A 10778-nucleotide genomic window follows, 5' to 3' on the forward strand; every position below is an offset into this window, starting at 1 on the left:
AGGCCGGGCCGCTCCTCAGGGGTGGTCCGGCTTGCCGTTCCCGTACAGCCAGTCGTCCCAGATGGCGGCGAAGTCCTTGTCCGGCGCCATCTTCTCGACGTACGCCGTGAACTGGGCCGTGTCCGCGTTGCCGTGCCGGTGGGCGGCCGCCCAGCCCTGGATGATGTCGTAGAAGGTGTCGTCGCCGACCTTCTGCCGGATCTTCTGCAGGACCATGGCGCCGCGCTCGTAGACCGGGCTGTCGGAGATGTGCGCGGCGCCGGACGGCTTCGCCGGCGGGTAGGCCCAGACGGCCTTGGCCCGGTCGGCGTCGTCGAAGTGGTCGCCGCTGTAGACCGCGTCGAATGTCTGCTGCGCGGTGTCGCCGCCGTGGTCCTCCTCCCACAGCCACTCCGCGTACGTCGCGAAGCCCTCGTTGAGCCACATGTCCCGCCAGCTCTTCGGCGTGACGGAGTCGCCGTACCACTGGTGGGCCAGCTCATGGACGAGGGTTCCGGTCTCGGGGGCGCCGGGGAAGACCGGGCGGTTCTGGGTCTCCAGCGCATAGCCCGCGTCGTCGGGGCGGTCGACTATCGCGCCGGTGGAGGAGAAGGGGTACGGGCCGAAGTTGTACTCCTCCCACTCCATGATCTCGGGGATCTTCGCCAGCACCTTGCGGCTCGCCGCGGTCTGCTTCGGGTCGACGGCGACGTAGACGGGCAGTCCGCTCTTGGTGGTGTAGCGGGTGATGTCGTAGTGGCCGATGGCGACCGTGGCGACATAGGTGGCCATCGGCTGGGCGGTGTGCCAGGTGAAGGTGGTACGGCCGCCGGTGGTCCGCTCGCTCGTCAACTCACCGTTGGAGACGGCCTGAAGGCCCTTCGGCACGGTGATGGCTATGTCGTAGGTCGCCTTGTCGGAGGGGTGGTCGTTGCCGGGGAACCACGCCATGGAGCCGGTGGGTTCGCCGAGGGCGAGCGCGCCGTCCGCCGTGCGCAGCCAGCCCTCCTCGGAGCCGTCCGGGTCGGTGATCTTCTCCGGGGTGCCGGAGTAGCGGACCGTGGTGCTGAAGGTCTCCCCCTTGTCCAGGTCGTCGTGGGGGCGGACGGTCAGTTCCTGGCCGGAGCGGTTGACGCGGGCGTCCTTGCCCTCCACGGTGACGTCCTCGACGTCCAGGCCCTTCAGGTCCAGGTCGAAGGCGGACAGGTCCTCGGTGGCGCGGGCGGTGATCACGGCCTTGCCGGTGAGGCGGTGGGTGCCGGGGGTGTAGGAGAGGGTGAGGTCGTAGTGGGTGACGTCGTATCCGCCGTTGCCCGCCCTCGGGAAGTACGGGTCGTGTACGCCGGAGCCGCCCGGGATGCCGTGCACACCGCCGTCGCACGCGGTCAGGACGAGCTGGAGGGCGAGGGCGCCGGCGGCGACCGGGACAAGGCGCACGGATCTGGACATGTCAGAGATCCTACGGGGCACGAGTGACGGTCGGGGGCGTGCCGGAGACCGGATGCGGCCGTGACACCATCACGTACGTGCTCGACATCGGCTATGCCCTCTCCAACCGTTTCCCCGACCCGCCACAGACGGACTACCGGCGCGCGGACGTCCATGCGCTGCGGCACGATCTGTTCTGCGGGGACGTGTATCTGGCCGACACCGAGACGGACCGGGAGCTGTCCACAGCCTGGGGATGGGTGCCAGTGCTGGACTTCGCGTGGGCGCTGTGCGACATCGTGGAGCGGATCGACCGGGACCCGGCGGGCTCCCGCGCCTCGCGCCCGCAGCGGGCGGAGCTGGACTTCACCGAGTCGACCGACCGGATGCTCTTCGAGCGGCGCTTCGGGTGGGTGGACATCGAGTCCGACTGGATGCCGGCCGAGGAGGCACCGCTCACCTTCTCCCACGCGGAACTGCGCCGCGAGGCACGGGACTTCCTCCACGACCTGCTCGCCGACCTGACCGACCTGCACGAGGCTCTGGCCGAGAATCCGGCGATCTGGACGCTGCAGGCCCGCTTTCCACGGGTGCCGTGAGCCGCGCCGACCGTCCTCGAACGCCGACGCCGGTCATTCCACCCGGATTCCCAGCTCCGCCGCCAACACCGGCGACAGATCGACCAGTTGGCCGGGGCTGATCACCGCCCCGGTCAATCGCCCCACCCCCCGGGCGATGTCCAGCGAAGCGACCCCGCGCAGGTCCACGTCCGTCATTGTCACCCCGTTGAAATCCACCCCCTTCAGCGCGCAGTCCACGAACTCGACCCGCTCCAGTCGCGCTTCCCCGAAGTCCGGCTCGACGAGGACGCAGCTCTCGAAGACGACGTCCTTGAGCTTCGCCCTGCGGAGGTTGAGATAGTCGATCTTGCCGCCGCGGATCAGCACGCGCTCCAGCACGGCACCGTGCAACTGCGTGCCGCCCAGCCGCGCGTCGACGAGTTCGACGTCACGCAGGGTCGACTCGGCGAGGTAGGTGCCGACCCCCCTTATCCCGGTGAGGACCGTGTCGAGGATGCGCGCGTGGTGCAGTCGCGTCTCGTCGAAGGCGCAGCCCGTCAGCGCGCAGTCCATGAAGCGGGCGCCCCCGCCGTCCTGCCCGGCGAAGTCCGCCTCCCGGAACTCCACCCCGTCGTAGTCCCCGTCCGGCTCCAGCCCGCCCCCGGCATACGCCTCCAGCGCCGGCAGCCGCATCTCCGGCCGCCGCGCCGACCGCACCCCTGCCCCGCCCGTCGCTCTCCTCGCCATGCCCCCATGCTGCACCCCACCACTGACAATCACCCCGACCTGCGCAAACACCGGCGATGTCACATTTCGGCGGCGCCGACAGTCATAACTGCGGAGAAGAGGCGACCCCGAGCAGAGGGAGACATCCGCCCATGCAACGAATCACCGTCGTCGGCGGCGGCCTCGCCGGACTCACCGCGGCGATCACCGCCGCCGAGGCGGGCGCCAAGGTCACCGTGCACGAAGCCCACCACACCCTCGGCGGGCGGGCGCGGACCGCCGAGGGCCCGTACCGCACGAACGAAGGCCCGCACGCCCTCTACAGCGGCGGCCCGCACTGGGTCTGGCTCAAGCAGCGCGACCTCATAGGACCGGTCGCTCCGGTGCCGCCCCTGGAGGCGGCCCGGCTGCGGCTGCGCCACCACGGCGTCCTGCGCCGCACCCCGCCCTTCGCGATGCTCAAGCTGCTGCGGCGAAGCGCCCAGCAGGCGCCCGTCGACGAGGACTTCATGAGCTGGGCGACACGGCAGGCGGGCGAGGAAGGGGCGCGTGCCGCCGCCAACTACTCGGCCGTCGCCCTCTTCCACCACGACCCGGGCGCCCTGTCCGCCGCCTTCGTGCAGCAACGTCTGCGCCGCGCCACCAAGTTGCCGCCGGAGGCGCACTACCCGCGCGGCGGCTGGGCCAACGTGATCGACCGGATGGCCGCACGGGCCTGGAACCTCGGCGTGCGGATGGAGACCCTGTCCCGGGTCGACACCCTGCCCACCGACACGCCCGTGGTCGTCGCCACCTCCCTGGAGGCGGCCCGGCGCCTGCTGAAGGACGACTCGCTGAGCTGGACCGGTGGCCGTACCGCCCTCATCGACCTCGCCCTGCGCACCCGGCGCGGGGACGCCTTCGCCGTGTCGGATCTCGACGCACCCGGGTGGCTGGAGCGGTTCACCGCGCAGGACCGTTCACTCGCCCCGGCCGGTGAGCAGCTCGTGCAGGGGCAGATCCCGATCGGTCCCGGGGAGTCACGGGCCGACGGCATCGCCCGTGCCGAGCGGCTGCTCGACCTCGCCTTCGAGGGGTGGCGGGAGCGGGTCACCTGGCGGCGCGAGGCCCTCGCCAACGGCCGTACCGGTGCCGTCGACCTGCCCGGCACCAGCTGGCGCGACCGGCCCGCCATCGACCGCGGCGACGGCGTCTATCTCGCCGGTGACCAGGTCGCCGCCCCCGGTGTGCTGTCGGAGGTGTCCTTCAACAGCGCCCTCACCGCCGTGTCGCTGGCCCTCGGCCGGCACGCCCTTGACCTCAAGCATGCTTGAGGTTGAAGGCTGGACCCCGGACGACGGACACAGTGAGCGAACGACACATCGATGGGGTCCACATGCACGCCATCCGCCTGCACGCCTTCGGCCCGGCCGAGAACCTCACCTACGAGCGGGTCGAGGACCCCGTGCCGGGCCCCGGCCAGGTCCGTGTCACCGTCGCCGCGGCCGGTGTCCACCTCCTCGACACCGCCCTGCGAGAGGGCATGCAGGGCCCGGCACCCGCCCCGACACCGCTTCCGACGGTCCCGGGCCGCGAGGTCGCCGGTGTCGTCGAGTTCCTCGGCTCGGGCGCGCCCGAGCGATGGCTCGGCAGGCGCGTGGTCGCCCATCTCGGCTTCGCCCCGGGCGGCTACGCCGAACTCGCCGTCACCGACGCCGAGCGGCTGCACGAGATACCGGACGGCCTCGACTTCGCCCAGGCCGTCGCCATGATCGGCACGGGGCGTACGGCGCTGGGGATCGTGGGGTTCACCGAGCTGGGGCCGGACTCGGTGGCCGTCGTCCCTGCAGCGGCGGGCGGCATCGGCACGTTGCTCGTGCAGTACGCCAAGAACGCCGGTGCCACGGTGATCGGTCTCGCCGGCGGCCCGGAGAAGGTGGCGCGGGTGCGGAGGAACGGGGCCGACCTCGCCGTCGACTACCGGGACGCGGCATGGCCGGAGCGGGTCCGCGCGCATCTGGGCGGGCGGTCCGCGACCGTCGTCTTCGACGGGGTCGGCGGCGATGTCGCCCGCGAGGCGGTCGCCCTGCTCGGGCCCGGCGGACAGCACCTCGTCTTCGGCTGGTCCGCGCAGGGGATCTCCACCGGGCGGGGATATGTCGTGGACGGCGTCTCCGAGCAGGTCCTGGGCCCCGCGATGCTGAATCGGGCGGGTGGCCCCAACCCCCTGCGCACCCTTGAACTGCGCGCGCTCACCGAGGCCGCCGCGGGGCGCCTGACCCCCGCCGTGACGCGCTTCCCGCTCGCCGAGGCGACCGCCGCGCACCGGGCCCTGGAGGGGCGCGGCACGGTCGGGAAGGTGGTCCTGGAGCCATGACTGGGCACCTCGCAGCAGGTGCACGCGCCCGTGCCCGAGTCAGCTCTCTGACCCGCCCAGTTCGGCCAGCGGCCCGTCGGTCAGCCGGTACACCGTCCACTCGTCCTGCGGACGGGCGCCCAGGGCCTCGTAGAAGCCGATCGCGGGGCGGTTCCAGTCCAGGACCGACCACTCCAGGCGCTCGTAACCGCGCTCCACGCAGATCCGCGCCAGCTCGGTGAGCAGTGCCCGGCCGTGGCCGCCACCGCGGGCCGAGGGGCGGACGTACAGGTCCTCCAGGTAGATGCCATGGACCCCGCGCCAGGTGGAGAAGCTCAGGAACCACAGGGCGTATCCGACCGTCGTGCCGGTCGCCTCGTCCACCGCCACATGTGCGTGGACGGCGGGACGCTCGCCGAAGAGGGCGGCGCGCAGCTGCTCCTCGGTCGCCCGCGCCTCCTGCGGGGCCTTCTCGTAATCGGCGAGCTCGCGGATCAGGGCGTGGATGACAGGTATGTCCGAGGGGGTCGCGGTGCGGATCATGGTCAGTGTCGTCCCGCCACCCGGTCGGCGATCCGGGCCAGCCGTGACGACTCCGAACCCGGGTGGAGGCGCTCCCGCTCGTCGGCGGCACGGTAGGTGGCGTACATGCCCTGCACGCCGAGCCAGCGGAAGGGCTCCGGTTCCCACTTGCGCACCTTGTGGCCCACCCACGGCAAGTCCGTCAGCTCGGTGCTGCCGCCCTGGCCGGAGTCCTGCTGGACCAGGTCGCACAGGGTGCGCCCGGCGAGGTTGGTGGTCGCGACGCCCGAGCCGACGTATCCGCCCGCCCAGCCGAGGCCGGTCGAGCGGTCCAGGGTGACCGTCGCGCACCAGTCGCGCGGCACCCCGAGCACCCCGGACCAGGCGTGCTCGACACGGACACCGGCCAGGGACGGGAAGAACCGGACGAGGATCTCCCGCAGCGCCTCGACCGTCGCCTCCTGCGTCCGCCCGTCGTTGTCCGTGCGCGAGCCGAAGCGGTACGGCACCCCGCGCCCGCCGAGCGCGATGCGGCCGTCGGCGGTGCGCTGGGCGTACATATAGGCGTGCGCCATGTCGCCCAGGGTCTCCCGGCCGTCCCAGCCGATGCTCTGCCACTGCTCGTCGGTGAGCGGCTCGGTGGCGATCATCGAAGAGTTCATCGGCAGCCAGGTGCGCCGGTGGCCCTTCAGGTTCGCGGTGAAGCCCTCGGTGCAGCGCAGGACGTAGGGGGCGCGGACGGTGCCGTACGGGGTCACGGCGTGCATCGGGCGGATCTCGGTCACCGGGGTCGACTCGTGGATCGTGACGCCGAGCGCCTCCACGGCCGCCGCGAGCCCCTTGAGCAGCTTCACCGGGTGCAGCCGGGCCCCGTGCGGGGTCCAGCTGGAGCCCACGGCGTCGGCGACCCGGATCCGCTCGCGCGTCTCGCGGGCGCCGTACAGTTCGCGGTCCTTCTCGCCGTACGACAGCTCGTGCTCGTGGAAGGCCTTCAGCCGCGCCAACTGCGCGGGTGTGGTCGCCACTTCCAGCACCCCGCCCTTGTGCAAGCCGGCGTCGATGCCCTCGGCCTCGGTGACCGCGACGACCTCGTCGACGGTGTCGTTCATCGCCTTCTGCAACCGTACGGCGGCCTCGTGGCCGTGCAGTTTCGCGTACCGGTCGCGGCCCGCGATGCCGTTGTAGAGCCAGCCTCCGTTGCGTCCGGAGGCGCCGTATCCGCAGAACTTCTGCTCCAGGACGGTGACGCGGAGGAAGGGGGCGGCCTTCTTGAGGTAGTACGCGGTCCACAGCCCCGTGTAGCCGCCGCCGACGATCACGACGTCGGCGGTCGCGTCACCGGGCAGCGGCTCCCGGACCTCCGGGAGGCCGTCGTCCGCGAACCAGAAGGAGATGCCACCGTTGACGACACTGCTTGCCGTGCTGCTCATGGCCGGACGTTAACCCCTGAGGGCGGCCAGTGTCTCCTTCGGATTCCATGCTTTTCCGCGACCCCTGACCAGCGGATAGCAGGCGAGACCGATCAGGACGGCGACGAAATGTCCGAAGTCGGTGAAGGTGCGGTCGGTGTAGAGCGGGATTCCGTAGAAGACGAGGACGCCCAGCAGATACAGGTGCCGCCAGGGCACGGCGAGCCGGTAGGTGAGCAGCCCGATGACGCCGGCCAGCGCGTAACTCACCCCGATGTCCAGGGTGTTGACCGCAGAGTGCGGGGCGATCCCGTCCCGGACCGCCTTCAGCAGCGCGCCCTCGCTGATCAGCGTCGCGAACACATGCGCGACCACGCACACCGCCAGCCAGCGGGCGGTGCCGATCCAGCGTTCGGCCTGGGCGTGGAAGACCGAGTACAGGATCGCGTACGGCACCCAGTGTCCGCCGTCGATCCACATGGCGCTGGTGATCAGCACCCGTACGGGGTTCTGCGACAGCTCGTGGATGTTGGTGGAGCGCTGCCGCAGGAAGTCCTGCTCGAAGTCCGGCGACATGTGGTGCAGGGCGACGGTGGAGATGAACAGGATCAGCAGCCAGACATAGGTGCCCGGGGCGCTGCGGACATAGGCCGTCACCGCCCGGAACCCACGTCGAAATCCGATGACCCGGTTCACATCCGTCAGTATCGTCGGGAAAGCGATCGAGGTGCCCGGCGAGCCGGCGGCTTCACAGCGGAAATTCAACGGGGACGCGGGGCGGGCGTTCATCGCGGACCTGCCCCGGCGGGCGGAGGAGTTCCTGAGGCGGTGGGAACTGCGGCTCGACGGGCCCGCCATGCACGGGGTGTGTGCGCTGGTCCTTCCGGTGGTCCGTGCCGACGGTACCGCGGCCGCGCTGTAGCCCCATCCGCTGGACGCCGAGAGCGAGGGCGAGCCGCTAGCGCTGCGGGTCTGGGGCGGCGACGTGGGCCGGACTCGCGTGAGGCCGTGCGCGCCGTCGGAGCACTGGTGGCCCGGCTGACCTCCGCGGCGGCCCCGCCGGGGCTGCGCCGGCTCGGGGACATCGCGCGGGCGATGCTGGAGCGGTGCCGTGGGCGCCGGAGCGGGTGCCGCGGGCGCTGGAGCGGGTGCCCGATCCGGCCGACCGGCGGCTCCTCGCGGACTGTGCGGCGGCCGTGCGGGAGGTCGTGGGCGAGCCCGGGGACCGGCTGCTGCACTGGGACCTGCACTACGACAACGTCCGGGCGGCCGAACGGGCGCACTGGGTGGCCATCGAACCCAAGCCGCTCGCGGGCGATCCGGGCTTCGAACTGCTGCCGGCGATCGACAACCGCTACGCCCCGGGCGAGACCGTCCGGCGCTTCGACGCACTGACCGACGCGCTGGCGCTGGACCGGGAGCGAGCGCGGGCGTGGACGCTGGGGCGGGTGCTGCAGAACTGCCTGTGGGAGGTCGAGGACGGCCGCCCGCTGGAGGCGGTGCAGCTGTAGATCGGTCGGGCGCTGCGCGGGTGACACGCCGCCGGACGGACCATGTACCACGTTTATCAACTAATCGGTCATAGCGTACCGGATATGACGAAATGCCATATCGCATATCTGGCGTGCGCCGCCGCGCTCATCGGAACGGGGCTCGGCGCCACTCCGGCGACCGCCGCACCCAGGACCCTCCTGGTCCACCCCGGGGAATCGATCCAGCAGGCGGTGAACGCCGCCCGGTCGGGAGACACCGTCCTGGTGACTCCCGGCACGTACCACGAGAGCGTCACGGTGAGCACGTCCCGGCTGACCCTGCGCGGCATGGGCACGAGCACGGTGATCGAGCCCGCGGCCAAGGCCTCCAACAGCTGTGCCAAGGGCGGCAACGGCATCTGTGTGGCGGGCACCGCGAACCGCGCCGTCGAGGGCGTCACCGTCTCCCACCTGACCGTGACCGGCTTCGCCAAGACCGGGGTGCTCGGCCGGGCGACCGACGGACTGACCGTACACAAGGTGTACGCGGTCGGGAACGGGGTCTGGGGCATCGCCCAGGAGCAGTCGGTGCGCGGTGTGTTCCGGAGCAACTACGTGCGCAACAACGGCGACGCGGGCCTGTTCCTGGCCAACACCATCTCGAAGGAACAGGGCGCCACGGACACCCGGGGCACGGTCGTCCAGCAGAACCGCATGGAGGGCAACCGGATCGGCCTGACCGTCCGGCGCCTGCGGAACCTCTCCGTCACGGGCAACTACGTCACCGGCAACTGCGCGGGCGTGTTCGTCGTCGGCGACGAGAACCTGCCGCGGGCCGGGGCGCTGACGGTGGCGGACAACGTGGTCGCCACCAACAACAAGTCCTGCCCCAAGACCCCGCGGCTGCCCGCGCTCCAGGGCTCCGGCATCGTGCTGACCGGGGTCGAGAACACCAAGGTGAACCGGAACCTGGTCACCGGCAACTCCGGCCGCTCCCCGCTTTCGGGCGGGATCGTGCTCTTCAAGAGCTTCGTGGGCGTCACCAGCGAGCGGAACCGGATCAGCGAGAACACGCTGAAGAGCAACGCCCCGGCCGACCTGGTCAACCAGGAGACCAGCAAGGCCAACAACACCTTCCAGGGCAACTCCTGCGCGGCCTCCAAGCCCTCGGGGCTGTGCTGACCGCCGTACCCCGCGTACATCCAAGGAAGGAAGGCGGCACATGACGACCGCTGAAACCGCCCCACCGCCGTCCATGCGGCTCAGAGAGCTCGTGTTCGGCGCGGCCTGTGCCGCCGCCGTCCGCGCGGCCGCCCGGCTCGGGGTCGCCGACGCCCTGGGGCAGGCCCCGATGGCCGTCGAGGACCTCGCGGCCGCGGTGAAGACCGAACCGGGGCCGCTGCGCCGGCTGCTGCGGGCCCTGTCCTGCTACGGCGTCTTCGCCGAGCGGCCGGACGGCATGTTCGCGCACACCGAGATGTCCCGGCTGCTGCGCGAGGACGACCCGAACAGCCTGCGCTACATCTCGCTGTGGTGCACCGAGCCGTGGACCTGGGACGCCTGGCCCAAGCTGGACGAGGCCGTCCGCACCGGCCGCAACGTCGTCGAGGACCTGTACGGCAAGGAGTTCTTCGCGTACCTCAACGAGGACGCCCCGGAGTCGGCCGACGTCTTCAACCGGGCGATGACCACGTCCAGCGAGCAGTCGGCGCGCGATGTCGCGGCCCTGCTGGACCTGTCGGGCAGCGACTCGGTCGCGGACATCGGCGGCGGCCAGGGGCACGTGGTGGCCTGTCTGCTGGACAAGTACCCCTCGATGCACGGCAGTCTGCTCGACCTGCCCCGCGTGGTGGAGAACGCCGTGCCGCGGCTGCGCGAGGGCGGTGACCTCGCCGAGCGCGCCCGGATCGTGCCCGGCGACGTGCGCGAGGCGATCCCGGTCAGGGCCGACGTCTACATCATCAAGAACATCCTGGAGTGGGACGACGAGAGCACGGCGCGGACCCTGCGGGGCGTCATCGGGGCCGGCGGCCCCGGAGCGCGCGTCGTGGTGATCGAGAACCTGGTCGACGACACCCCGTCGATGCGGTTCAGCACCGCGATGGACCTGCTGCTGCTCCTGAACGTCGGCGGGGCGAAGCACACCACCGACAGCATGGTGCGCCGGCTGACCGCGGCCGGCCTGGTCGTCGACGACATGCGTCCGGTCAACCCGTATCTGCACGCGTTCGACTGCCACGTACCGGGGTGAGGGCGCACACCCCGCAGACCACCGGTCGCCGGGCCCGCGACGCTGCGGGCCCCCCCGCCCCCCGGGGGCCGGGGGGGGGGCCCCCCCCCCCGCCCG

The 10778-nt window shown here is 71.6% G+C and carries 10 protein-coding genes and 1 pseudogene; 6 read left to right on the top strand and 5 right to left on the bottom strand.

Going from position 1 to position 10778, the window contains the following annotated elements; translation table 11 throughout:
- Positions 1–15: 15 nt before the first annotated feature.
- The gene (locus AB0I54_RS25225; protein ID WP_363298405.1) at positions 16–1428 is read right to left on the bottom strand and encodes a M1 family metallopeptidase; all 1413 of its coding nucleotides are present in this window, start codon (positions 1426–1428) and stop codon (positions 16–18) included.
- A 77-nt stretch (positions 1429–1505) separates the two neighbouring features.
- On the opposite strand from AB0I54_RS25225, the gene AB0I54_RS25230 reads away from it, so the two are divergent.
- A complete protein-coding gene (locus AB0I54_RS25230; RefSeq protein ID WP_363298425.1) occupies positions 1506–2006 on the top strand; it encodes a hypothetical protein in 501 nt (166 codons plus the stop codon).
- A 33-nt stretch (positions 2007–2039) separates the two neighbouring features.
- On the opposite strand, the gene AB0I54_RS25235 is transcribed toward AB0I54_RS25230, so the two are convergent.
- Positions 2040–2714: a pentapeptide repeat-containing protein gene (locus AB0I54_RS25235; RefSeq protein WP_363298406.1), complete on the bottom strand. Its 675-nt coding sequence runs from the start codon at positions 2712–2714 to the stop codon at positions 2040–2042.
- A gap of 131 nt (positions 2715–2845) precedes the next feature.
- On the opposite strand from AB0I54_RS25235, the gene AB0I54_RS25240 reads away from it, so the two are divergent.
- Entirely contained in the window at positions 2846–4006 is a 1161-nt protein-coding gene (locus AB0I54_RS25240) for an FAD-dependent oxidoreductase (RefSeq protein ID WP_363298407.1), read from the top strand.
- A gap of 62 nt (positions 4007–4068) precedes the next feature.
- Positions 4069–5049, top strand: a complete 981-nt coding sequence (locus tag AB0I54_RS25245) for a zinc-binding dehydrogenase (RefSeq protein WP_363298408.1) — start codon at positions 4069–4071, stop codon at positions 5047–5049.
- Between the two features lie 39 nt (positions 5050–5088).
- Here the strand turns inward: AB0I54_RS25245 and AB0I54_RS25250 are convergent, their stop codons facing one another.
- Genes AB0I54_RS25250 through AB0I54_RS25260 form a run of 3 tightly spaced genes read right to left on the bottom strand, consistent with a single transcriptional unit; the run spans position 5089 to position 7616 of the window.
- A complete protein-coding gene (locus AB0I54_RS25250; RefSeq protein WP_363298409.1) occupies positions 5089–5571 on the bottom strand; it encodes a GNAT family N-acetyltransferase in 483 nt (160 codons plus the stop codon).
- A gap of 2 nt (positions 5572–5573) precedes the next feature.
- Complete coding sequence (locus AB0I54_RS25255) at positions 5574–6980, bottom strand: FAD-dependent oxidoreductase (RefSeq protein ID WP_363298410.1); 1407 nt, start codon at positions 6978–6980, stop codon at positions 5574–5576.
- A 9-nt stretch (positions 6981–6989) separates the two neighbouring features.
- The gene (locus tag AB0I54_RS25260) at positions 6990–7616 is read right to left on the bottom strand and encodes a rhomboid-like protein (RefSeq protein WP_363298411.1); all 627 of its coding nucleotides are present in this window, start codon (positions 7614–7616) and stop codon (positions 6990–6992) included.
- A gap of 25 nt (positions 7617–7641) precedes the next feature.
- Between AB0I54_RS25260 and AB0I54_RS25265 the strand changes: the two are divergent.
- From AB0I54_RS25265 to AB0I54_RS25275, 3 genes and pseudogenes are all read left to right on the top strand, one after another.
- Positions 7642–8470: pseudogene (locus tag AB0I54_RS25265) on the top strand (aminoglycoside phosphotransferase family protein).
- A gap of 84 nt (positions 8471–8554) precedes the next feature.
- Positions 8555–9613, top strand: a complete 1059-nt coding sequence (locus AB0I54_RS25270; protein WP_363298412.1) for a right-handed parallel beta-helix repeat-containing protein — start codon at positions 8555–8557, stop codon at positions 9611–9613.
- 40 nt (positions 9614–9653) lie between these two features.
- The gene (locus AB0I54_RS25275; RefSeq protein WP_363298413.1) at positions 9654–10682 is read left to right on the top strand and encodes a methyltransferase; all 1029 of its coding nucleotides are present in this window, start codon (positions 9654–9656) and stop codon (positions 10680–10682) included.
- Positions 10683–10778: the final 96 nt, after the last annotated feature.

The sequence above is a fragment of the Streptomyces sp. NPDC050625 genome (genome assembly GCF_040654755.1).
Taxonomy (GTDB): Bacteria; Actinomycetota; Actinomycetes; order Streptomycetales; family Streptomycetaceae; genus Streptomyces.

What these genes read in the sequence shown, in the direction of transcription:
- AB0I54_RS25275 (WP_363298413.1), top strand. Translation starts at nt 9,654, where the DNA reads ATGACGACCGCTGAAACCGCCCCACCGCCGTCCATGCGGCTCAGAGAG.
- AB0I54_RS25255 (WP_363298410.1), bottom strand. Translation starts at nt 6,980, where the DNA reads ATGAGCAGCACGGCAAGCAGTGTCGTCAACGGTGGCATCTCCTTCTGG.
- AB0I54_RS25235 (WP_363298406.1), bottom strand. Translation starts at nt 2,714, where the DNA reads ATGGCGAGGAGAGCGACGGGCGGGGCAGGGGTGCGGTCGGCGCGGCGG.
- AB0I54_RS25270 (WP_363298412.1), top strand. Translation starts at nt 8,555, where the DNA reads ATGACGAAATGCCATATCGCATATCTGGCGTGCGCCGCCGCGCTCATC.
- AB0I54_RS25250 (WP_363298409.1), bottom strand. Translation starts at nt 5,571, where the DNA reads ATGATCCGCACCGCGACCCCCTCGGACATACCTGTCATCCACGCCCTG.
- AB0I54_RS25245 (WP_363298408.1), top strand. Translation starts at nt 4,069, where the DNA reads ATGCACGCCATCCGCCTGCACGCCTTCGGCCCGGCCGAGAACCTCACC.
- AB0I54_RS25240 (WP_363298407.1), top strand. Translation starts at nt 2,846, where the DNA reads ATGCAACGAATCACCGTCGTCGGCGGCGGCCTCGCCGGACTCACCGCG.
- AB0I54_RS25225 (WP_363298405.1), bottom strand. Translation starts at nt 1,428, where the DNA reads ATGTCCAGATCCGTGCGCCTTGTCCCGGTCGCCGCCGGCGCCCTCGCC.